The 22,873-nt window shown below is 61.8% G+C and carries 20 protein-coding genes and 1 tRNA gene; 8 read left to right on the forward strand and 13 right to left on the reverse strand.

Annotation, left to right across the window (positions count from 1 at the left end):
* Position 1: 1 nt before the first annotated feature.
* The gene (locus tag ACTJLC_RS13670; RefSeq protein ID WP_073432929.1) at positions 2-1,135 is read right to left on the reverse strand and encodes a 4-hydroxyphenylpyruvate dioxygenase family protein; all 1,134 of its coding nucleotides are present in this window, start codon (positions 1,133-1,135) and stop codon (positions 2-4) included.
* A 215-nt stretch (positions 1,136-1,350) separates the two neighbouring features.
* A complete protein-coding gene (pcaQ, locus tag ACTJLC_RS13675; RefSeq protein WP_310130995.1) occupies positions 1,351-2,367 on the reverse strand; it encodes a pca operon transcription factor PcaQ in 1,017 nt (338 codons plus the stop codon).
* 106 nt (positions 2,368-2,473) lie between these two features.
* Between pcaQ and pcaH the strand changes: the two genes are divergently transcribed.
* Both pcaH and pcaG read left to right on the forward strand, forming a co-directional pair.
* Positions 2,474-3,178, forward strand: a complete 705-nt coding sequence (gene pcaH, locus ACTJLC_RS13680; RefSeq protein ID WP_310130993.1) for a protocatechuate 3,4-dioxygenase subunit beta — start codon at positions 2,474-2,476, stop codon at positions 3,176-3,178.
* 3 nt (positions 3,179-3,181) lie between these two features.
* Entirely contained in the window at positions 3,182-3,769 is a 588-nt protein-coding gene (gene pcaG, locus ACTJLC_RS13685; protein WP_083081685.1) for a protocatechuate 3,4-dioxygenase subunit alpha, read from the forward strand.
* Positions 3,770-3,899: 130 nt separating this feature from the next.
* Here pcaG and ACTJLC_RS13690 read toward each other — a convergent pair whose 3' ends face one another.
* A complete protein-coding gene (locus tag ACTJLC_RS13690; protein WP_310130990.1) occupies positions 3,900-5,141 on the reverse strand; it encodes a serine hydrolase in 1,242 nt (413 codons plus the stop codon).
* Between the two features lie 153 nt (positions 5,142-5,294).
* The gene (locus tag ACTJLC_RS13695) at positions 5,295-5,558 is read right to left on the reverse strand and encodes an H-NS family nucleoid-associated regulatory protein (RefSeq protein ID WP_310130987.1); all 264 of its coding nucleotides are present in this window, start codon (positions 5,556-5,558) and stop codon (positions 5,295-5,297) included.
* 501 nt (positions 5,559-6,059) lie between these two features.
* On the opposite strand from ACTJLC_RS13695, the gene ACTJLC_RS13700 reads away from it, so the two are divergent.
* From ACTJLC_RS13700 to ACTJLC_RS13710, 3 genes are all read left to right on the forward strand, one after another.
* Entirely contained in the window at positions 6,060-6,695 is a 636-nt protein-coding gene (locus tag ACTJLC_RS13700; protein WP_073428646.1) for a LysE family translocator, read from the forward strand.
* 304 nt (positions 6,696-6,999) lie between these two features.
* Positions 7,000-7,203 (forward strand): cold-shock protein, encoded by a 204-nt coding sequence (locus tag ACTJLC_RS13705; protein WP_012428559.1) that lies wholly within the window; start codon positions 7,000-7,002, stop codon positions 7,201-7,203.
* A 288-nt stretch (positions 7,204-7,491) separates the two neighbouring features.
* Positions 7,492-7,716: a hypothetical protein gene (locus ACTJLC_RS13710; protein WP_073428645.1), complete on the forward strand. Its 225-nt coding sequence runs from the start codon at positions 7,492-7,494 to the stop codon at positions 7,714-7,716.
* Between the two features lie 105 nt (positions 7,717-7,821).
* Here ACTJLC_RS13710 and ACTJLC_RS13715 read toward each other — a convergent pair whose 3' ends face one another.
* Positions 7,822-9,453 (reverse strand): acyl-CoA synthetase, encoded by a 1,632-nt coding sequence (locus ACTJLC_RS13715; protein WP_310130985.1) that lies wholly within the window; start codon positions 9,451-9,453, stop codon positions 7,822-7,824.
* 159 nt (positions 9,454-9,612) lie between these two features.
* On the opposite strand from ACTJLC_RS13715, the gene ACTJLC_RS13720 reads away from it, so the two are divergent.
* Both ACTJLC_RS13720 and ACTJLC_RS13725 read left to right on the forward strand, forming a co-directional pair.
* Positions 9,613-10,359: a Crp/Fnr family transcriptional regulator gene (locus ACTJLC_RS13720; protein WP_310130983.1), complete on the forward strand. Its 747-nt coding sequence runs from the start codon at positions 9,613-9,615 to the stop codon at positions 10,357-10,359.
* 178 nt (positions 10,360-10,537) lie between these two features.
* A complete protein-coding gene (locus ACTJLC_RS13725; protein WP_310130981.1) occupies positions 10,538-12,097 on the forward strand; it encodes a methyl-accepting chemotaxis protein in 1,560 nt (519 codons plus the stop codon).
* Between the two features lie 205 nt (positions 12,098-12,302).
* On the opposite strand, the gene ACTJLC_RS13730 is transcribed toward ACTJLC_RS13725, so the two are convergent.
* The 8 genes from ACTJLC_RS13730 to ACTJLC_RS13765 form a co-directional block, all read right to left on the reverse strand.
* Complete coding sequence (locus tag ACTJLC_RS13730) at positions 12,303-13,445, reverse strand: porin (protein ID WP_073428641.1); 1,143 nt, start codon at positions 13,443-13,445, stop codon at positions 12,303-12,305.
* Between the two features lie 886 nt (positions 13,446-14,331).
* A complete protein-coding gene (locus ACTJLC_RS13735) occupies positions 14,332-14,514 on the reverse strand; it encodes a hypothetical protein (protein WP_310130979.1) in 183 nt (60 codons plus the stop codon).
* 305 nt (positions 14,515-14,819) lie between these two features.
* Positions 14,820-14,907 (reverse strand) — tRNA-Ile (locus ACTJLC_RS13740).
* Between the two features lie 153 nt (positions 14,908-15,060).
* The gene (gene rpoD / locus ACTJLC_RS13745; RefSeq protein WP_310130977.1) at positions 15,061-17,460 is read right to left on the reverse strand and encodes an RNA polymerase sigma factor RpoD; all 2,400 of its coding nucleotides are present in this window, start codon (positions 17,458-17,460) and stop codon (positions 15,061-15,063) included.
* Positions 17,461-17,552: 92 nt separating this feature from the next.
* Complete coding sequence (gene dnaG, locus ACTJLC_RS13750; protein ID WP_083081699.1) at positions 17,553-19,427, reverse strand: DNA primase; 1,875 nt, start codon at positions 19,425-19,427, stop codon at positions 17,553-17,555.
* An 82-nt stretch (positions 19,428-19,509) separates the two neighbouring features.
* On the reverse strand, positions 19,510-19,956 hold the full coding sequence (locus ACTJLC_RS13755; protein WP_073428637.1) for a GatB/YqeY domain-containing protein: 447 nt from the start codon (positions 19,954-19,956) through the stop codon (positions 19,510-19,512).
* A gap of 224 nt (positions 19,957-20,180) precedes the next feature.
* Positions 20,181-20,393 (reverse strand): 30S ribosomal protein S21, encoded by a 213-nt coding sequence (gene rpsU / locus ACTJLC_RS13760; protein ID WP_073428636.1) that lies wholly within the window; start codon positions 20,391-20,393, stop codon positions 20,181-20,183.
* Between the two features lie 68 nt (positions 20,394-20,461).
* Positions 20,462-21,679, reverse strand: a complete 1,218-nt coding sequence (locus tag ACTJLC_RS13765; protein ID WP_083081700.1) for an NAD(P)/FAD-dependent oxidoreductase — start codon at positions 21,677-21,679, stop codon at positions 20,462-20,464.
* 112 nt (positions 21,680-21,791) lie between these two features.
* On the opposite strand from ACTJLC_RS13765, the gene tsaD reads away from it, so the two are divergent.
* Complete coding sequence (gene tsaD / locus ACTJLC_RS13770) at positions 21,792-22,820, forward strand: tRNA (adenosine(37)-N6)-threonylcarbamoyltransferase complex transferase subunit TsaD (RefSeq protein WP_310130974.1); 1,029 nt, start codon at positions 21,792-21,794, stop codon at positions 22,818-22,820.
* Positions 22,821-22,873 lie beyond the last annotated feature (53 nt).

Raw genomic sequence — 22,873 nt, forward strand, 5'->3', positions numbered from 1 at the left:
GTTACGCGCCCGTTTGCTCACGCGCCTGCGCGAGCGCGCTGAGATTGCCTTCGCCAAAACCGTGATGCCCCTGCCGCTGAACGATCTCGAAGAAGATCTCGCCGGCGTTACGTCGCACGAAAGTCTGAAAGAACAGCAGCGGCACGCCGTCCGCGCCGATCTCGCCGTCCACCAGCACATGCGTGCGCTTGAGCCGCTCGACATCGAGCCCATGGCCCGGTAGCCGTGTGTCCAGTTGCTCGTAGTAGCGCGGCGGCGGCTCGACAAATTCAACGCCGTTCGCCAGCAGTTGCTCGACGCACGCGAAGATATCGTCGGTGGCGAGCGCGATGTGCTGCACGCCTTCGCCCGGATGATCGGGCAGATACTCGTGCATCAGATTGGTCCGGCGCGTGCCCTCTTCATACAAGGGAACGCGGATCGCGCCGCATGGCGACACCATCACGCGCGATTCCGCCGACACATGCCAGTTCGCGTGCAGTTCGTGAATCTCGCGGAAGTTGAGCAGGTCGCGATAGAAGTCGAGCCATTCCTGCATGCGGCCCTCGCCTACCGTCTGCGTGAGATGGTCGACCGCGACGAGGCCGGTGCCCACGTGACTCAAATCGGCGTGCGCGGTGTCGATCTCGATGGGCCGGAAGTCGATGTCGAAGATCGAAATATCGCCGAGGCCGCCGCGCTGACCGCCGCGGCCGCGCCAACGGTCGACGAAATAAATGTGCGAGTCGCCAATGCCCTGGATCGCCGGAATCAGCAGTTCGCCCGCGCCGAGGCGCTCGCCTTCGAACGCCCACGCGCCGAGTTCGATCGCGCGATCGAACGCGCGCTGCGCGTCGGCCACGCGAATACCGATCGCGCAGATGCCCGCGCCGTATTCCTCGGCGTAGCGCGCGGCGAACGAATCGGGTTCGGCGTTGATCAGGAAATGCATCTCGCCCTGGCGATACAGCGTGACGTCCTTGCTGATGTGGCGCGCAATCGCCTTGAAGCCGAGTTTCGTGAAGGTCTCGCCGAGCGCCTTCGGCTCGCGTGCGGCGAACTCGACGAATTCGAGGCCGGCTGTGCCGAGCGGATTGTGCTCAGGCGCCGACACGGCGCGCAGCGCGGCGTCTGGAGTGGGCAAGTCGCTGGGCATGGCAATCTCCTTGTGCAGTCTTTCGACGCTTTTTTCCGATGTTCGGTGCGAGCCGTCGCGCATCCGCGGTACGGCAACGCGGTCGGCGACGGTTTTTGCACCGTGTTTGTACACCGGCTAGTCGAGCGTTCGCAACCTTCATTTTGTACCGGACGGTTCACTTGCAGCGAATCGACGGGCCGCGTGCATGGTCGCGAGCGCGGCGGGTCAGGTTTTCAGCGTGCCGTGGGCGTTGCGGTTCCACGTGTACGTTTCGCCTTTTTTGCCTTTGTCGCGGGCTTTGGCTTGCCTGCAGCGGCGGCGGCCATGCGCAATTGCGCGACTTCACGCACGGCGTCGATTAGCGCGCGCCCCACCGGCGACGGCTGCGTGTCCGAGCGCCGGATCAGTCCAACCGGCTCGTCGGTGCCGGCGAACGGTAACGGCAAACGCACCAGCATGCCGTGCGCCAGCTCGTACTCCACCGCGCTCAGCGGCACGAACCACACGGCGTCGTTTTCGAGCGTCAACGCGCGGCCCGTCGATACCGACAGCACCTCGACAAACGCCGACAGCGGCGGCACGCCCCACGCGCTCAACAAGCTTTCCGCCGATTGCCGGATGAGCGTGCCGAACGGCGGCAGCACCACCGGAAAATCTTCCAGCGAGGTGGCTGGCAAACCGGCGCCCAATGCCAGCGGATGCCCGGCCCGCACCACCGCGATCAACGGCTCGCTGAACAGCTGTTCGAAGCTGAGACCGACCATTCGCTCCGGGTCCGCGAGACGCCCAATCGCAAATTCGATCGTGCCTGCTTTCAGGCGTTCGAGCAATTCGGGGTTGGCGCCGGTCGCGAGGCGCACGATCACGCGCGGCCATAGCGCGGCGAACCGCTTGAGCACCGGCGGAATAAGCGCGGCGGCGACGGTCGGCAAGACGCCGATTTCCAGCGTGGCCGCGGCCGCGCCTTCCGGGCGCGCCAACAAGTCGACGCCCTGCCGCAGCGCACTGACGCAGGCGCTCGCATGCGGCATGAAGAGCTGGCCCTCACGGGTCGGCACTGCGCCGTGGCGGCCGCGCTCGAACAGCTTCACGCCGAGAATCGCCTCCAGTTCGGCGACGGTCTTGGACACCGCCGGCTGCGTGATGGAAAGACTTTCGGCGGCCCGCTGCACGCTGCCGAACTGCGCGACGGCGAGAAAGCACTGGAGATGACGGAATTTGACGCGGCTGTCCGCGAGGCTTCGTTGCATAACGAAAGGTTATACGAAAAGGGCGAAAACGTCACTTTGCATAACCGAGCCGGTTGGATAAAGTCGCTCCATAAGTTGCACCCACAATTCCTCGAAGGAGACACTCATGGATGAGTCCTTTCTCACCGCGCGCGATTTCGCGTCCCACCCCGAGTACATCTATCCCGGCTACGGCTCATCGGTCAAACGTGGCCCGACGCGTCCGCTCATTCCGCTGAAGGAAAAGCTGCGCGACCAGCGCGTGCCCGTCTACGGCACCGAAGACCTCGGCGCCCTCGACCACGATCTGACGCGCAATGCGGTGCGCAACGGCGAGCCGCTCGGCGAGCGCATCATCGTGACGGGGTGTGTGCTCGACGAGGGCGGTCGTCCGGTGCGCAATACGCTAGTGGAAATCTGGCAAGCCAATGCCGCTGGCCGCTACGTGCACAAGAACGATCAGCACGACGCGCCGCTCGATCCGAATTTTCTCGGCGCCGGCCGCTGCCTCACCGACAACGAAGGCCGTTATCGCTTTCTGACTATCAAGCCGGGCGCTTATCCGTGGGGCAATCATCCGAACGCATGGCGTCCGAACCACATTCATTTCTCGCTATTCGGCGAGCATTTCGGCTCGCGTCTCGTCACGCAGATGTATTTTCCCGGCGACCCGCTGCTGGCCTTCGATCCGATTTTTCAGGGCACGCCGGAGCATGCGCGTGACCGCCTGATTGCGAACTTCTCGCTCGACACCACGCAAGAAGCCTACGCGCTCGGCTACGACTTCGACATCGTGCTGCGCGGCCGCAACGAAACGCCGATGGAGCGTTAAACCATGACCACTCTCAAGCAAACGCCTTCGCAAACGGTTGGGCCGTACTTCGCTTACGGTCTGTGCCCGCAGCAATACGATTTCGACTTCAGGAGCTTGTTCACGCCCGTTCTGGCCGACCGTGAAGCGGCCGGCGAGCACGTCACGATCGTCGGCCAGGTGTTCGATGGCGACGGCAAGGTAATCGGCGACGCGATGCTGGAAATGTCGCAAGTGGATGCCGATGGCCGCTTTCCGGAATCGCGCGAGGAAATCCTGAAGACCGGTTTTCGCGGCTTCGCACGTGTCGGCACGGGTACGGATCCGCAGCAGCGCTTTATCGTGGAAACGGTGAAACCGGGCCGCGTGAGCCCGGATCAAGCGCCGCATCTGAATGTGATCGTGACGATGCGAGGCATGCTGCTGCACACGTTTACCCGCATCTATTTCGAGGACGAAGCCGAGGCAAACGAGCACGATGCCGTGTTGGCAGCGGTTCCGGCGGACCGGCGCGGCACGCTGATCGCGCGCCGCGAACCGAACATGGCCAACGTGTACCGGTTCGACATCCACATGCAAGGCGATCGGGAAACCGTATTTTTCGACCTGTGAAGCAGAATTTCTATACTTTCAGATTGCTTTCACCTACACTGACGTTGATCCGTCTGGCGACTGGATCACGAAACTCCGAGTAGTTAAGCCCGCCTCGCGCGGGCTTTTTTTTTGCGCCCGTCGAGAGCAGTTACTTCAACGAGCACCGCAGCCAGCGGCTGATTCTCGCGACATCGGCAATGTGGTCGCGCGCGCCGGACGCACCCAACACCACGATATCGACGGGCCGGCCATGCACGATCATCCGCACGACGACACAGTGCCCCGCCTCGTTGATGAAACCGGTTTTCTGCAACACGATCGACCGGTCACCGCCTCGCACCAGCGCATTCGAGTTGTGATAACTCAGCCGCGCGCGGCCGCTGCCGGGCAAGACGATTTGCTCGCGATCAGTGGAGTAAGCGCGAATCAACGGGTAACGGCTCGCCGCCTCGACCAGCAATGACAAGTCCCGCGCGGTCGAAACGTTCCGCGGCGACAAGCCCGTACCGTTCACAAACGACGTATGCCGCATGCCCAGCGCGCGAGCCTTCGCGTTCATCGCGGCGACGAAACCCGGCCGGCCGCCGGCGTAATCGCGGCTGAGCGCAGCCGCGGCGCGGTTCTCCGACGACATCAACGCAATGTGCAACATGTCATGCCGCGACAAGGTCGAACCGACGCCCAGGCGTGAGCCGGTGAACTTGTCGAAATCCTGATCCTGGACCGTGACGTTGAGCGGCGCGTTCAGCTTGTGCCTTGCATCGAGTGACACCACGGCCGTCATCAGCTTGGATATCGAAGCAATCGGCATGACTCGGTCGGCCTGCTTTTCGGCGAGAACGGTATGCGTTCGCTCGTCCACGACATAGACAGCCTTTGCATGAAGCAACGCTCGCGATTTAGGCGTGTAGCCGCAGCGCGCCAATAGACGCAGCGACGCATGCGAAGTGCCGCGCGGCGCTGACGCACGCGGCCGCGCATCGCGCCGTTCCGCTGTCGCTTGTGGGCGCCTCGCGGCGCGCGGCTCTCGCGCAATACGTGCAATACGCGCAGCCTGCCGGCGATGCTTGGGCGTGAGCTTGCCGACGTGCATCGGCCGCTGCGCGCTCGCCGCAGGCTTGCGCTTCTGCGCAATACGTCGCCGCGCCTTGCGGACGGTTGGCTTCCTGGCTTTGGCTGAAGTTCTGGTTTGCGCTTTCGACGCGTGTCCGATGGACGGTGCAAGCTGCCGGCTCACGCCAACGGAGGTATGCCGCGCAGGCTCGTGGCCCGCCGCAAACGACCAGCCGATGTTCAGCCACAACAGGCCGAACAACGCGACGTAGCGGAACCACGCGGGAAAACGATAGACAGGAAATTCGAATGAAGGCGTTCGACGATCGTACGGCATGCAGCTTCCGGTTCTGTGCCGTGTGAGCCCGAATTGATTGGGTGCGGAGTCGGCAACGAGCCGCCGATCTTAAGGCAGTTCACGCACCCGATCAACGGCGAAGGCATATGCCGGCTGATTCATCGCCGTTATGCGAGCGCCGAAACGCAGACCTCAACAACGGAAGTGATCGATGTTCTGCCCAGCGTAAATCGCGCGCGCGAGCCAGTCCGGCTTGTCGCCGTGACCGTCCCACGTATTGCCGAAGGCGTCGCGATACATTACGGCTCGCGTCTTGGCTGCGTCGGCCTCGATCGCCTTGGCTAGCGCTTCGGTCGTGATGCCGTATTCGTCCATGCGTCGGCGTATCCACAGGATCAAGCGCTCACGCGCATTCCCGTCGAGGTCGAACAGCCTTTGTTCTTCTCGCTCTTTCATAACGTACCGGTTTCGCGGCTGATAATGCTCGCGTTGGATATACAAAGAGTTCGCTAAAACAACGCGAAGCTTATGCGTGATTCAGATAGGCACGTGCGAATCGAACTCGCGACGCCTCTCCCGATGCGGGGAAACTCGCACCTGGAAATCATGCCCAACAAATCCTGGATTTCGGGGAATTGGCCGGCAAACGGCTCGAATTCGGCCCACGACTTGCCTCAGTGTTCCGAGGCTGCTTCAGCGTATGGAAGGCAATTCTAGCATCCAATTTCTTATGTTTGCAGCAAGGGTTTGCTTTACCTGCGATGTGGGGGTTTTCAAATTCTTATTGGGTTATTAGGGCCGCCCGCGCAGGCGCGCAGTTAATTAACCTTGAGACAGCAAGGATAGATACTGGCGCAAAGCTAAACACAATCCGCACGGAAAAACGCAAATGCAAGACCACACCCACTCATGCTATGTTTCATTGATTAACATCCGAGCGTACAGGAGACACACAACATGCCCGCATCGACCGCTATCGTCACGATTCTCGCCGCGCTGCTGCTCGGTGCGATGAGCCCCGGCCCGAGCTTTGTCATCGTGGCCCGCAATGCGATCGGACTATCGCGCGGCGACGGTCTCGCCACCGCGCTCGGCATGGGCATCGGCGGCGTGTTCTTTAGCGGCGTGGCGTTGCTCGGCCTATACACGTTGCTCGCCACCGTCGAATGGCTGTACATCGGCCTGAAAGTGGCGGGCGGTCTCTACCTGATCTACCTGGCGTCGAAAATCTGGCGCGGCGCGGCCAAACCGCTCGCATTCGATGCAGCCCAAGCCGCCCCGGCCAATGTGCGCAAATCTTTCTGGATCGGCCTGAGCACGCAACTCAGCAATCCGAAAACAGCCGTCTACTACGGCAGTATCTTCGCGGCCCTGCTTCCGCAACATCCGCCGCTGTGGTCCTACTTCGCATTGCCGCCCGCGATCTTCGCTATCGAAGCCGGCTGGTACACGATCGTCGCACTGTGCTTTTCGAGCAAGCGACCGCGCGAAGTCTATTTGCGCTGGAAAGCGTGGATCGATCGCGTCGCGGCGGGCGCGGTTGCGGCGCTTGGACTACGCCTCGTTTTGACGGCACATAAAGTCGGCATCTGAAACCTCGCTTGCCGTGGTTCGGCTTGGCGCGCTGAGCCGCTTATGGTGCCGCATCGCGCGACACGCCGAACCACGGCCGCAAGTATGCCGGGGCGAGGAGCAATAGGCCTTTTCCGAAACAGTTACAAGTTAAGTGTTGACGCTGGCATGCCCCGGCGGTTACTGTGGCGATCGAAGTTCAAGAAGTTCGATTGCTGTTCATCAATGTTCGCTCCTCAGCGGTATTCGTTGTCCTCTCCCTCCTTGACGCTTCAAGCGCTCCTCAACAGAGCAAATCTTTCTATTTTTTCCTCAAGGATTCTTCATGGATACCGGTACCGTTAAGTGGTTCAACGACAGCAAGGGCTTTGGCTTCATCACCCCGGACAAGGGCGGCGACGATCTGTTCGCGCACTTCTCCGAAATCAGCGGCGACGGCTTCAAGACGCTCGCTGAAAATCAGAAGGTGAGCTTCGAAACGAAGCAAGGCCCGAAGGGTCTGCAAGCGGCTAACATCAAGCCGCTGTAAGTTTGAAGGGCTCGGTGTCCGGCAACGGGCATCGGGCTGCAGCGACATCCTCGCGGAGCGTTGTCTCCCACAGTTGGCGCGATCGCTTTTAGCTGCATGTGTTTTTCGCAGCAAGCCCAAAGCGCCAAACGCCTCGTTGCACCTCTCATTCTCCCTCTGGCTTCAACGCCCTTTTTTCGCTTTCCGACTGCGTCGTGATTCGGCTTGCAATGGCTTGAATCGGCTCGTCCGCGTGACTCGTACAACGGTCCGCCCGGCAGGCACGCACTCGTACATCATTAAAATAAAATGACAAACAAACATAGGCATCACTACAACGGCTATGCCGTCCAACCCTCGGCGCATCGTTTGCCCGACGGCAGCTTTTCATCCAACCTGTTGCTCGAACGCGCTGACAGCGCGCGTGCCGAAGGGCGCTACCAGTTCTATTCGCTCGATTACTTCACGAACGAAGAACAGGCTTTGCAGCACTCGGCAAGCTGGGCACGCAACTGGGTCGACACGCGCGGTTAAGCGCGCGGCCCACGGCTCTACGCGATGACGCGCGCATGATTTGCGCGCGCATCTCGCGACATGACGTAGTGCGCCATGCGACACGCTTTGCAACCGCAAGTGGCCTTACTCGCCCTGCTCCGCCTTGATTCGCGCGCGCAGTTCAAACTTCTGAATTTTTCCCGTCGACGTCTTCGGCAATTCGCCGAAGCGCACCGCTTTCGGCAACTTGTATCCCGCAAGAAAGAGCCGGCAGTGCGCGATGATCTCTTCCGCGCTCACCTGAGCGCCTTCCTTGAGTTCGACGAATGCGCACGGCACCTCGCCCCATTTCGGATCGGCCATCGCCACCACGGCGGCAACCGATACCGCGGGGTGACGGTACAGCGTGTCCTCGACCTCGATGCTCGAAATGTTCTCGCCGCCTGAAATGATGATGTCCTTGCTGCGATCGCGAATGCGAATGTAGCCATCGGGCATCCGCACGCCCAGGTCGCCGGTGTGGAACCAGCCGCCGCTGAAGGTGGCTTCGGTGGCGCGCTCGTTCTTCAGATAGCCCTTCATGCAGATGTTGCCGCGGAACATGATCTCGCCGATCGTCTCGCCGTCGTCAGGCACGGGCGCGAGCGTGTCCGGGTCGAGCACCGTCACGGCCGCTTGCAAGTGGTAGCGCACACCTTGCCGCGCGTTCAGTTCGGCGCGTTCGCTGTCGCCGAGCGCTTCCCACTCCTCCTGTTTCGCACAGACGGCAGCCGGCCCATAGGTCTCGGTGAGTCCGTACACGTGCGTCAGATCGAAACCGATTTCCTTCATCTTCGCGATCACGGCCGGTGGCGGGGCCGCGCCGGCCACCATGGTCGACACGCGATGCTCGATGCCGTCTCGCCATTCGGCCGGCGCATTCGCCAGCGCGCTCTGCACGATCGGCGCGCCGCAATAGTGCGTGACGCGTTCGCGGCGGATCAGGTCGAACACCGTCTTCGCGTCGAACTTGCGCAGACAGACGTTGACGCCGGCGCGCGCCGCCACCGTCCACGGAAAACACCAGCCGTTGCAGTGGAAAAGCGGCAAGGTCCACAGGTAAATTGCATGCTTGGGCATATCCCATTCGAGGATATTGCTGAGCGCATTCAGATAAGCGCCGCGATGGTGGTAGACCACGCCTTTGGGATCGCCAGTCGTGCCCGACGTGTAATTCAGCGCGATGGCGTCCCACTCGTCGGCCGGCATGGTCCACGCGAATTGCGGATCGCCCGATTGCAGCAACGCTTCGTAGTCGGTCGCGCGGATGAACTTACCTGGATCGGCGGGCATCGCGTCCGCCACGCTGATGACGTGTAGATCGGGGAACTCCAGCGCGGCGCGATGCGCGAATTCGCCGTACTCGGTATCGACGATCAGCGCCTTCGCCTCGCCGTGACGCAACATGAACAGCAGCGACGGCACGTCGAGCCGCGTATTCAGCGTGTTGAGCACGGCGCCGGCCATCGGCACGCCGAAGTGCGCTTCTATCATCGGAGGAATGTTGGGCAGCAGCGCGGCGACCGTGTCACCGCGTTCTATGCCGGCCTGCCGCAACGCGCTGGCAAGACGCCGCGCGCGCTCATAGGTCTCGCGCCAGTTGCGGCGAATTTCCCCGTGGACGATTGCCGGCCGCTCACCGTAGACTTCCGCTGCGCGTACGATGAAATCGATGGGCGTCAGCGGGACATAATTGGCCTCGCGCCGCTCGAGGCCTTCTTCGAACATGTGCTTCATCACGTCGTCTCCTGGGGCGCGGGCCGCGCCGTCGATTGTTTTGATTAATGGTTCAAGCCTAGCAACTGTCATGGTGAACTGTCTGTCATTCAAATGACAGAGTAGCGCGCGCCGGCTTTTGTGAATCGGCTTTGCCGGCATACGTATGCTTAACCGATCATGAACGACGCTCCTCTCACCGCCCCGTCGGACGCTCGCTCGCACCGGCCGGCGCGGGTAGCGTGCGCCGACCTGCCGCGGCTATTCGCCACCTGCGCCTGGTTTCGCGCGCTCGCCGCCGAGCACCAGGCCTTGGTGCTCTCCAGCGCGCACGCGGAGCACCTGGAAGGCGGCGCGTGGATCGCGCGCCGCCAGGAACCGTCGGACTACTGGATCGGCGTGCATTCCGGCCTCATCAAGCTCGCGATCTACAACGCTTCGGGCCGCAGTTGCACGCTCTCCGGCGTGCCGCCCGGCGGCTGGTTCGGCGAAGGCAGCGTGATCAAGCGCGAATTGCGCAAATACGACGTGGCTGCGATTCAGCCTTCGCTCGCGATGTTCGTGCCGTCCAACACATTCCATGCACTTCTGGAATCGAGTCTGCCGTTCACCGGCTTCGTGATCCGGCAACTGAACAACCGCATGGGCGAATTCATCGCCTCGATCCAGAACAGCCGGTTGCTAGACGTGGATGCGCGCGTCGCGCAGTCGCTCGCGCAATTATTCAATCCCGATCTCTATCCCGACACGGGCCGAACGCTCGCCATTTCGCAGGAAGAAGTCGGCCTGTTGGCGGGCGTATCGCGCCAGCGGATCAATCAGGCGCTGCAAAACCTGGAAAAGCTGCGGATTCTGCGCCTCTCGTACAACCAGATCGACGTGCTCGATCTCGAACGCCTGTACGCGTTCGGCCGTGAACAGATCTAGCGCTTACGCGCATTTTCCATGCACGGTTTCGCCGCGCGTTCAGCGGCGACCCGCCTTGTATCAGCCCACATTTTGAGCATCAGGATAAAGAAAGCGCCGCAAAAGCCGTTATGCGAGCTATGCAGCGCAGATTGCAGCCCTTCCCCATTCCGAGCTCAACGTCCTGGCCAAGCTGATAATGAACCGTCTGACACTCAAACAAAAGTTGTGGGTCCCGTTGCTGCTTTGCTGGGTGGCGCTCCTGATCGTGACCGTTGTGAACGCGTTGGAAGCGCGTAGCGCTCAAATGGACGCGCGGCGCGCGGATCTGGCCGACGTCACCGACATGGCGGTGTCGATCGTCGCCGACTACGCAAAGCAGGCCGACGCCGGCAAGCTCTCCGTCGACGAAGCGAAACAGCAGGCCATCGCCCGCATCAATGCGCAGCGCTATGGCACGTCCGGCTACGTGACGATCGTGCGCGGCGATTCGGTGATGATCACGCATCCGATGAGCCCGAAGCTGAACGGCAAGGACATGAGCGCCTTTCGCGACGCCAAGGGCAACGCGCTGTATCAGGACATCGCCCAGGCCGGCGGCTCGGCGGCGGGCGCCGGATTTCTGCGCTACTGGTGGCCTAAACCCGGCGCAACGGCGCCGAGCGAAAAGATCGGCTACGTGAAGCGCTTCGCTCCGTGGAATTGGGATTTCATCGCCGGCGCCTATATGGACGACATCCAGGCGCAGTTCTATGCAACCCTCGGGCGTTCGGCCGGCATGCTCGTGCTGCTGGGCGTGCTGGTGTCGTTCGTGGCGTCGCGCGTGGTGCGCAATGTGTCGCGTTCGATCGGCGGCGAGCCTTCCAGCGCGGCGGCCATCGCCATGCAGATCGCCCAAGGCGATCTCGCCACGCACATCGACCTGCGCCGCGACGACACGTCGAGCCTGCTGTTCTCGCTGCGTGAGATGCGCAATCAGCTTGCCGCCACGGTCGCGCGAATCAAGACCTCCGCCGAGACGATCACCGTCGCCTCGAAGGAGATTGCGGCAGGCAACCTCGATCTGTCGAGCCGCACCGAGGAACAGGCGGCTTCGTTACAGCAAACGGCCGCCAGCATGGACGAACTGACGAAGACCGTCACGCAGAATGCCGACAATGCGGCGACCGCGTCCGAACTGGCGACCGATGCATCGAATATCGCCGCGCGCGGCGGTCAGGTGGTCAACGACGTGGTCGAGAAAATGGCGGGCATCACCGAGGGTTCGCGCAAGATCGGCGAGATCATCAGCGTGATCGAAGGCATCGCGTTCCAGACCAACATCCTCGCGCTGAACGCCGCGGTGGAAGCGGCGCGCGCCGGCGAAGAGGGCCGCGGCTTCGCGGTGGTCGCGGGCGAGGTGCGCAATCTCGCTCAGCGCAGCGCGACGGCGGCCAAGGAGATCAAGGTGCTGATCGACCAGTCGGTGGCGCAAGTCGGCGAGGGCTCGACGCTGGCCGGGAGGGCGGGCAGCACGATCGGCGAGGTGGTCGACGCGGTGCACCGCGTGACGGCGATCATCAACGAGATTTCGGCGGCTTCGAAGGAACAGAGTTCGGGCATCGGCGAGATCAATCTCGCGATCCGGCAAATGGACGACGTGACGCAGCGTAACGCGGCGCTCGTCGAGCAGGCCGCGGCCGCAGCCGGTTCGCTCGATGAACAGACGGAACGGCTCCGGCATGCCGTTGCCGTGTTCAAGGTCGAGCAACATGCCTGATTGAGCGGGGCACTTCCGCTTCGATTGAAAAAGGCCGTCACGGGCTGATCCGGTGACGGCCTTTGTTTTTGCGCTTTTCTGCGCGGTGAGGGAGGCTAATCGATGCAAACGGTGCGGATGTCAGCCATCGGTCAAAACCGCGCGTCCATAAAAAAAGGTGCCGCGAACGGCACCTTTTCGTACGACAACCAGCTTCTGCTGAAGCTTAGAAGCGGTGACGCAGACCGACCGTAGCAGCCGTCTGGTTCTTCGACGACGACGGCAGTTGCGACACGTCGCCGCTGTAGATCGACGCGACACCGCCGTCGCCCATTGCGTGCTGATACACGGCTTGAGCGTAGACGTCCGTACGACGCGACAGCGAGTAGTCGGCTTGCAGGCCGATCTGGTGGTAACGGGTCTTCAGATCGTTGCCGTCCGCGTTGGTACCGTAACCGCGTGCGTCCGTGAACGTGTAAGCGATGCCCAGGCCCAGAGCCGGCGTCACGTTGTACTTGCCGTTGACTTCGTAGTTGTTCGAGCGGCCTTGGCGTTGGCCCACTGCGGCGCCGACGAGGTTGTCCACGCGCGATTGCGTCCATGCGAGACCGACGGTAGCCGGGCCGAATGCGTACGAAGCAGCTGCGCCGAACTCACGTTGACGGAAGTTGCCGGTAATGACGCCGGAGTTGTTCGCCAGTACGCCGTCCGAAGCACCGGTGGCGTTTGCCGCCGGATTGTTTTGCTGTGCGTAAGCCGCGCCCAAACGCAGACCTTGGAACTGGTATGCAGCACCAACGCTGTATTCACGGTTGTTCGCGAATGCGCCAGCCTGGTTCGAGAAACCGTACGTGCCGCCGAACGTGAAGCCAGCGTAGTTAGCGCTCGAGTACTTGATCGAGTTGTTGACGGAGTAGCCGCCGTTCGTGTTCAGGTTGTCGTTGTTGAACGGATGCGCGAAGTACGTGCCGCCCCAGCTGCCCGTTGCGGTCAGCGGTGCCAGGTAGTCTTGCGCAGCATCGTATTGACGACCCAGCGTGACCGAACCGAACTGGTCGCTCGCCAAACCGACGAACGCCTGACGGTTGAACATACCGTTGTTGTTAGCGAACTTGCCGTTGTTGATGTTGAAGCCGCTTTCCAACGTGAAGATTGCCTTCAGACCGCCGCCCAGGTCTTCCGAGCCGCGCAGACCGAACATGCTTTGATTGATGCCACCGCTGCCAGCGGCCCACTTCGAACTGTGGTTGACGTTGCTGGTGTAGGTCAGGCCGGCGTCCAGCAGACCATACAGGGTCACGCTGCTTTGTGCGTGAGCGACGGAAGCGAACGATGCGGCAACCGCAACGACGATGAGACTCTTTTTCATGCGTGGGACTCCAGGTTCGATAATTTACGCGGGGAGCGGGACCTGCCTCAACGGCGCCTGCATCACACGCCGCCGCCCCGTTTGCTGAACCGCTTCGGATCAGCCAGGCACCCTCTGAAACGAAGCGTGAGTGTAGGTGGACACCCTGGTATCGACGCCTGCAATTCGCACAACATGATTTTTCCGAATCAGCAACAATCAGCCTGCAATAAGTAATAGTCCTTGTATTTCAGCTATTTAGCGCAAGACACAACATGTCTCGCGTCTGCCTGAGACGTAAATTATCCGCAACCAATCAATATAAAAGTTGTGCGTCTGCAACAGCGTTTTAACACTCCGGACTTAATCGGGCCGAAGTAAGAAGTTTGATTCGCTAAAGAACATCGCCAATTGCTCTGCCGTTCGAATGCGGCATAAATTTATTTTAGAAACTTTGGAACTTAATAGATTTGAGACAGTCGCCCATCTGGATAAAGAAAGGGCGCGATCTTATCGCCGTGGTTTGCCTCGCAATCATTTTTTGATTGAATTCCGGCTCTTCTTCTAAGACCGACAATTTGATCTTAGCCGCTCGGCAGTCTGTGGGCCGGGCCTCGGTGGCGGTCGCCGCCGCGCGTGGGGCGGCGCGGATAAGAACCGCCGTTTTAGGCGGTCACGCATTCCTGAGCTAAAGCGGACATCACTTTGCTTGGAAAAAGCCAATGCGCTGAAAGAGGGAAGCCTTCAGCACGGGCGTTGCCCGGAGGTGAATTGCGGCGCCGGCCGCCGCGTGACAAAACCCGTGCTGAGAGCGGACGGCAAACATCTAACAGCCTTCCTGATTTACTTAACGGCGCTGCCGTACCCTTTTTTACACGGAGTTTCCCTACTTTCAGGCTGGCCAGCCTTATGGTTTGTCTTGCGATCGGCCAAGCGTCTCTTCGTCTTCGGGCGAACTGCCTGGTGCAAGCGGACCGGTTTCCGGCTGCGTGTCCGGTCTGTCTGGCGACGGACGCGGTTGCTCATCTGGCTCATCGAGCGGCTGGCCGGCGGGATCGGCGATGGGATCAATGGTGGGATCGGTTTGCATGACGGAAACGTCCTCTGGATGGGAATGCCTCCCGCCGTTCCACGCGCAACGAATATTCCCGGAACCGGGCAGCGGTTGCGAAGAACCTTGAGCGGGCAGTAGGACGACGCAGTCGGGAATCAACTCAGCGGCAATTCGCGGTGTCGGTGAGAAGACGACGGATAAAGGCCGCCTTCTAAATAACCGAATCAAATTGCTCAACTCGATTAACACCGCAATAGAAGTGGCATATTGCCGCCCTTAATAGCCGGCTTCATGCAATAAAAAAAGGGCTCCGAAATCTCGGAACCCTTCTTTTACATCCTTGGTGGGCCGGGTCGGAGTCGAACCGACGATGTCCTTTCGGAGGCGGATTATGAGTCCGCTGCCTGCAACCAGCACGGCGTCCGGCCCAAGAAAAAGACCCGGTCTCAAGGCCGGGCCTATTCGCTGATTGGCCGACATACTACACGAAAAAGGGGTCTGCGCAACCGCCTCGCCGGCGCGAAACAACCGCAACAGCCCCTTCGCAGCGCTAGATCGCCAGCCGCACGTCGCGCGCCTCGGTCAATTCCCTTCGAGGAATGACTTCAGCTTGTCCGAGCGGCTCGGATGACGCAGCTTGCGCAGCGCCTTTGCCTCGATCTGACGGATCCGTTCACGCGTCACGTCGAACTGCTTGCCGACTTCCTCGAGCGTGTGATCGGTGCTCATTTCGATACCGAAACGCATGCGCAGCACCTTCGCTTCGCGCGGCGTCAGCGAGTCGAGCACGTCTTTCACGACGTCGCGCATGCTGGCGTGCAACGCCGCATCCGCCGGCGCGACCGTGTTCGTATCCTCGATGAAGTCGCCCAGATGCGAATCGTCGTCGTCGCCGATCGGCGTTTCCATCGAGATCGGCTCTTTCGCGATCTTCATGATCTTGCGGATCTTGTCTTCCGGCATTTCCATCTTTTCCGCCAGCGTCGCCGGATCCGGCTCGAGACCGGTTTCCTGCAAAATCTGACGCGAAATGCGGTTCATCTTGTTGATCGTTTCGATCATGTGAACCGGAATCCGGATCGTACGCGCCTGGTCCGCAATCGAACGCGTGATGGCCTGGCGAATCCACCACGTTGCGTACGTGGAGAACTTGTAGCCGCGGCGATATTCGAACTTGTCCACCGCCTTCATCAGACCGATGTTGCCTTCCTGAATCAGGTCGAGGAATTGCAAACCACGGTTCGTGTATTTCTTCGCGATCGAGATCACGAGACGCAAGTTCGCCTCGGTCATCTCGCGCTTCGCCTGACGCGCCTTCAACTCGCCCGCCGCCATCTGACGGTTGGTTTCCTTCAGGTCCTTCAGCGGCAGCACCACGCGTGCTTGCAGATCCAGCAGACGTTGCTGCTGTTCGCGGATCGCCGGAATGTTACGCGTGAGGATCGCGCTGTATGCGTGACCTTCGGCAACGATCTTGTCGGCCCATTCGAGATCCGTTTCGCTGCCGGGGAAGCGTGCGATGAACTCGGCGCGCGGCATGCCGCACTTGTCGACCACCGTATGCAGAATCTGACGCTCGACCTGACGCACTTCGTCCACCTGCGCGCGCAGCGTGTCGCACAGACGCTCGACGGTACGCGCGGTGAAGCGGATCGTCATCAGTTCGTTCTGGATCGTTTCCTGCGCCTTCAGGTAAGACTTGGACTTGTAGCCTTCCTTCTCGAACGCGCGACGCATCTTGTCGAACCATTCGCTGATGAGGGCGAATTTTTCGAGCGACGCACGCCTGAGCGCTTCCATCTGCGCCGCGTTGGCCGTGGCTTGCGCCGTGCCGTCGTCTTCTTCCTCGTCCTCTTCGGCTTCTTCCTCGACTTCCGCGTCCTCGCTCTCGATCGCCTCGGCCTCTTGCGCGGAGAAACCGTCCGCATCTTCCGCGTTGGCGTCGATCAGACCGTCGACCAGTTCGTCGATACGGATTTCCTCGTTCGCGACGCGTTCAGCCATCGCCAGAATGTCGGCGATCGTGGTCGGACACGCGGAGATCGCCATGACCATGTGCTTCAGGCCGTCTTCGATCCGCTTGGCGATTTCGATTTCGCCTTCACGCGTAAGCAGTTCGACCGTACCCATTTCACGCATATACATGCGGACCGGGTCGGTGGTGCGGCCGAATTCCGAGTCGACGGTGGAAAGCGCGACTTCCGCTTCCTCTTCCACTTCGTCGTCCGACGAAGCGGCCGGCGCGTTGTCGTTCAGCAGCAGCGTTTCAGCGTCCGGCGCCTGCTCGTACACCGCCACGCCCATGTCGTTGAATGTGCTGATGATGCCTTCGATCGCCTCGGTTTCCGTGAAGTTGTCCGGGAGGTGATCGTTGATTTCAGCGTAGGTCAGGAAACCACGCTCCTTGCCGAGCTTGATCAGCGCGCGCAGTTTGGAGCGGCGCTCCTCGATTTCCTCGACCGTGCCGGGCTGCGACGACGCGAACGCGTCTTTCAGCAGCGCTTTTTCCTTGGCACGGCGATCGCGAGCCTTGACCTTTTCCACCTTGCCGGGAACGGCTGCAGGGGTTTCTTCGCTCTGGGTTGCGTCGTCATCGACGGGTACTTCATTCAGCTTTTTCGTCATGGAGTTCGCCGTACCGGCTGTAGTCTCGACTCGCGGCTGGTGGACAACAGCCGGTTGAACCGTGGATACTGGAGTCTCGCGCACTACCGCATCGTCCTTCGCGGCAGCCGCTTCCCTTGCGCTTCTGACACCCGGCCGCCTGGCCACGGGTGATACAGCTTTCGCCGCCCTGACCGGCTCCGCTCGCGCAGCTGAAGTGGTCGAGGATTTCTTCCCCGCAGCCGGCGCAACGCTGACGGCAGACGCCTTCTTGGCGGAAGAAGCTAACTTGGCCTCGGTGACCTTTCCGGTCCGCTCCCTGGAGCGCGTGCCTGCCGCTTTCTTTCCGCCCGTGGTTCCGTCTGAAGTCTTTGCCATCGCATCGCCTTTTCGCCTTTGCTAGGAAAACCCTTTGAAAAACAAACCGCTGGAAACCTTTAATTATACCACCCAGGTTTCCGGCGTTCCGCCTACAACCCAAGCTGACGCTTCATGTCAGCCCGCTTCCGATTCAGTTCCGAGAGTTCCGCGAACTCCTCCGGCGTATGCCGGGATTGCCGCGAAAGCTGCTCGAGACGATCGCAGTAAGCGTCGTAACGCATCTTCAGAATCGCCGCCTTCAGTTCTTCGCCAACGATCCGTTCCTGCTCGCGCCGTTCCTCGATGACGGTCGCATCTTCCGGGTCCTTCAGCAGCAAATCCCGGACGTTTTCATCATAGTCTAGAATTTTGCGAAAGATTTCCTCGAAAGTTGGGGCGTTTGCGCCGTTGCGCAACAGATCCGACAACAATTGAAATTCCGCCGAATCGCCCAGCGCGCGTGCATGCGTCGTCACTTCCTCGAATAGCTCTCCGTGCCGGGTGACGCTCAGAAGCGCCTGTTCCGACTCTTCGTCGAGCACCGCCACCGTGCGCGGGTACATCACCAGATTGCGCAGCGTTTTCTCTTCGATCCCGGTCACGCTGCGCCGGTCCTTGCGTGCCGGGGCCGAACGGGCCGCCGCCGCGATGCGTGAATCGACCTCGCACAGCGCCGCCACTTCGTCGAACGGCACGTCCAGCCGGTCGGCGAACATATGCATGATCTGGGCGCGCAACGCATTGGCCGGCAGCGCCTGCAGCAGGGGCTTGGCGTCGAATAGCGCGCGGGCGCGGCCTTCCGGCTGGTCCAGCTCCTTGCCTGTCAGTACTTCGTTCAGCATGAACTGCGAGAGCGGCATGGCACGCTCGACCTGCTCGGCGAACGCCTCGGTGCCGAATTCACGCACGTAGCTATCCGGATCGTGCTCGGACGGTAAAAAAAGGAACCGGATCGTCCGGTTGTCCGCCGCATGCGGCAGACAGGCATCGAGCGCACGGCGCGCCGCGCGCCGTCCCGCCGAATCGCCGTCGAAACTGAAGATGACCGTGTCGGTCTGGCGCATCAGTTTCTGGACATGAATCGGCGTGCAAGCCGTGCCGAGCGTGGCGACCGCGTTCTGGAACCCTAGCTGGGCCAGCGCAACCACGTCCATATAACCTTCAACCACGAGCACGTAATGCTGCTCGCGAATTGCCAGGCGCGCCTCGAATAGCCCGTACAGCTCGCTGCCCTTGTTAAATAGAGGCGTTTCCGGGGAATTCAAATATTTCGGCTCGCCACCGTCCAGCACACGGCCGCCGAAGCCGATCACCTGCCCCTTCACATTGCGTATCGGGAACATGATCCGTTCGCGAAAGCGGTCGTATCGACGGTTCTGACCCTGTGCGTCGGACTTTTCGCTGACGATTACAAGGCCGGACTCGACCAGCGCGTCGTCACGGTAGTTCGGGAAAGCGGCTTCGAGGTTCTGCCAGCCGTCCGGCGCGTAGCCGAGCCCGAAGCGGGCCGCGATCTCGCCCGTCAGGCCGCGCTTCTTCAGATACTGGATCGCGACCGGCGCGCCGCGCAATTGCTTGCGGTAAAAGTCGCAGGCGCTCTGCATGACCTCGGAGAGCGCCGTGGTCACCGCCTTTGACGCCGCCGGCGCATAACCGCCGGAACCCCCACCGCCGCCGCCATACCCCGGCGAAGGCTCGTTCGGCACGGTCAGACCCACCGACTGCGCGAGTTCGTTGACCGCCTCGGGAAACGACGAGCCCACATGCTCCATCAGGAAACCGATGGCCGTACCATGCGCGCCGCAGCCGAAGCAGTGATAGAACTGCTTGGTCGGGCTAACGGTAAACGAAGGGCTCTTCTCGTTGTGAAACGGGCACAGCCCCATGAAGTTTGCGCCGCCCTTTTTCAACTGCACATACCGGCCGACCACGTCGACGATATCGACGCGGTTCAGCAGGTCCTGCAGGAATGACGGTGGAATCACAGTAAATGACGCTGCCTGAAAAGCTCGAGGCCGCGCGAGCCGAGCCGTCGGGCGGCGGCAGGCGCGGACTGGAAATAGGGAATTACTTCGCGAGCGCGGCTTTGACTTGCGCCGAGACGGCGGTCATGTCGGCACGGCCGGCGAGTTTCGGCTTGAGCACGCCCATGACCTTGCCCATGTCCTGCGGGCCGGCCGCGCCGGTTTGCGCGACGGCGGCCTGGACTTCGGCGACGATCTCCGCCTCGGACATCTGCTCCGGCATGTAAGCGGACAGGATGGCCAGCTCGGCCTTTTCCTTGTCGGCGAGATCCGTGCGGCCGGCCGCTTCGAACTGGCTGATCGAGTCCTTGCGCTGCTTGATCATCTTGTCGATGACAGCGGTGATGGCGGCGTCGTCGAGCGTGACGCGCTCATCGACTTCACGCTGCTTGATCGCGGCCAGCAGCAGACGGATCGTGCCGAGGCGCTCGGTCTCGCGCGCCCGCATGGCGGCCTTCATATCGTCGTTGATCTGGTCCTTGAGACTCATCACTCACCTGAATGCGTTGGAATTGAAAAACCGGCCGCGCCGCCAATTGCATCAACACAGATACCCGCTTGGGACTGCTTCCTCAAGCGGGTTGGCGCAATGTGCGTAGTGGATGCGACCCTGCCGGCTGGCCCGAAGGGCCGTGTTTTCCGTGATGGCGCCAGTTGCGCCTTCACCGTTGGATGTCGCCGCTCCGTTCGACAGGAACCGCGGCAACGCCAGAATCAGTAGAACTTCCTTGGCAGCATCTGGCTCCGCAGACGCTTGAAATGACGCTTCACCGCAGCCGCCTTCTTGCGCTTGCGCTCAGCCGTAGGCTTTTCGTAAAACTCGCGGGCGCGAAGTTCCGTCAACAAGCCGGCTTTCTCCATGGTGCGCTTGAAACGGCGCATGGCAACTTCAAACGGCTCGTTGTCTTTTACGCGGATGGTCGTCATTTTTCAATAACGGAACTTTGTAAAGGTTCAGGAGTATAGCAGAGCTTTCTCATAAAGCCATGGCGCCGTCAAGCCCCGCGGACGTACTCCGCGGCCGCCTGGCCGGCCGCCACGCCCGACGCCCACGCCCATTGAAAGTTGTAGCCGCCGAGCCAGCCGGTCACGTCCACCGCTTCGCCGATGAAGTACAGACCGGGCGCGCGGGCGCTCATCATCGTCGACGACGACAGGTCGCGCGTGTCGACGCCGCCGCGCGTCACTTCGGCCTTGCGGTAGCCTTCGGTGCCGTTCGGGGTGAGCGTCCAGCGCGACAAAGCCTCGCCGATGCGGCGCAGGGTCTTGTCGGGCAAGTCGGCGACGCGCGCTTCGGCGGGTATCTGGTGGGTCTCCAGCCATACATGAGCGAGCCGCTGCGGCACCCAGTCCGACAACAGATTCGCAATCTGACGCTTCGTGCCGGTTTTCGCTTCGAGCAATGCCGTCACGGCCTGCTGCTCCGGCAGCAGGTCGATGTGAATCGGCTCGCCGGGCTGCCAGTAGCTCGAGATTTGCAGAACGCCGGGGCCGGACAGGCCACGGTGCGTCAACAGCAGGTCTTCGTTGAATTCGGCGCCGGTCTTTTTATCGCCGGTCGCCAGCCGCACTTCCAGCGACACCCCGGAAAGCGCCGCGAACGGCTCCCAGTCGGCGGGCGCGAAGGTCAGCGGAACCAGTGCTGGGCGCGTGTCGATCAGTTTGTGGCCGAATTGCTTGGCGAGACGGTAGGCGAAATCGGTGGCGCCGATCTTCGGAATCGACAAACCGCCGGTCGCGATCACGAGGGCGCGCGCCATGATCGGACCCGAGTGCGTGTCCAGCGTGAACCGTCCTTCGGCATCCTGCCGCACCTGTTCGACCGACAGCGGGGCGCGCCATGCAATGCCGCCCGCGTCGCACTCGTTCTTCAGCACATTGATGACGGCGTCGCTCGTCTGGTCGCAGAACAGTTGCCCCTTGTGCTTCTCATGCCATGTCACGTGATGGCGCTTGAGCAGCGCCATGAAGTCGCGCGGCGTGTAGCGCGCCAGTGCCGAGCGGCAAAAATGCGGATTCGCCGACAGATAATTGGCCGGCCCGGCGTACAGATTCGTGAAGTTGCAGCGGCCGCCGCCGGAGATGCGGATTTTTTCCGCGAGACGCTGCGAGTGGTCGATCAGCACCACGCGGCGGCCGAGTTGCCCGGCCACGGCCGCGCACATCATCCCGGCCGCGCCCGCGCCGATCACTGCGATATCGAAGGATTCCATGGGGCCGCATTGTACCTGCGCGTCCGCGGCCGCCTGCCCGCGCTGCTATACTTTCAGGCTTGCTTTTTCACTTCCGGGCGCCTGCCGCGCGTCCTTTCAGGTTCACCTCACCATGCTCGTTCTCGGCATCGAAAGCTCCTGCGACGAAACCGGTCTCGCGCTCTACGACACCGAGCGCGGCCTGCTCGCGCACGCGCTGCATTCGCAGATCGCGATGCATCGGGAGTACGGCGGCGTGGTGCCGGAACTGGCGTCGCGCGACCATATCCGGCGCGCGCTGCCCCTGCTCGAAGAGGTGATGGAGCGTGCGGGCGCGGCGCGTGGCGACATCGACGCGATCGCTTATACCCAGGGCCCCGGCCTCGCGGGCGCGCTGCTGGTGGGCGCGAGCATCGCCAATTCGCTGGCGATGGCGTGGGACAAGCCGACCATCGGCATTCACCATCTTGAAGGGCACTTGCTGTCGCCGCTGCTGGTGGATGAGCCGCCGCCGTTTCCGTTCGTCGCGCTGCTGGTTTCCGGCGGTCATACGCAGTTGATGCGCGTGACGGACGTGGGCGTCTACGAAACGCTCGGCGAAACGCTCGACGACGCCGCCGGCGAAGCCTTCGACAAGACCGCCAAGCTGCTCGGCCTCGGTTATCCGGGCGGCCCGGAAGTCTCGCGCATGGCGGAGTTCGGCACGCCCGGCGCCGTGGTCCTGCCGCGCCCGATGCTGCATTCCGGCGACCTCGATTTCAGCTTTAGCGGCCTGAAGACCGCCGTGCTTACGCACGCAAAAAAACTTGGCGGCGCGAACATCTGCGAGCAGGCGAAGGCCGACCTGGCGCGCGCTTTCGTCGACGCGGCGGTCGAAGTGCTGGCGGCCAAGTCGCTGGCCGCGCTCAAGCGGACCAAGCTCAACCGGCTGGTCGTGGCGGGCGGCGTGGGCGCGAACCGGCAGTTGCGCGAGGCGCTTTCCGCTGCCGCGAAGAAGCGCAATTTCTATGTGCACTACCCGGACTTGTCGCTGTGCACGGACAACGGCGCGATGATCGCGCTCGCCGGCGCACTGAGGCTGCAACGCTGGCCCGATCAATCGGGAAAAGACTACGCGTTCACCGTCAAGCCGCGTTGGGACCTGACTTCCTTGGCGCGCTAATGCCGCGGCAAAACCGCGACACCATTAAAAAAGCCGCTTCTGACAGCGGCTTT

This window comes from Paraburkholderia sp. 22099 (assembly GCF_052045835.1).
Taxonomy (GTDB): domain Bacteria; phylum Pseudomonadota; class Gammaproteobacteria; order Burkholderiales; family Burkholderiaceae; genus Paraburkholderia; species Paraburkholderia terricola.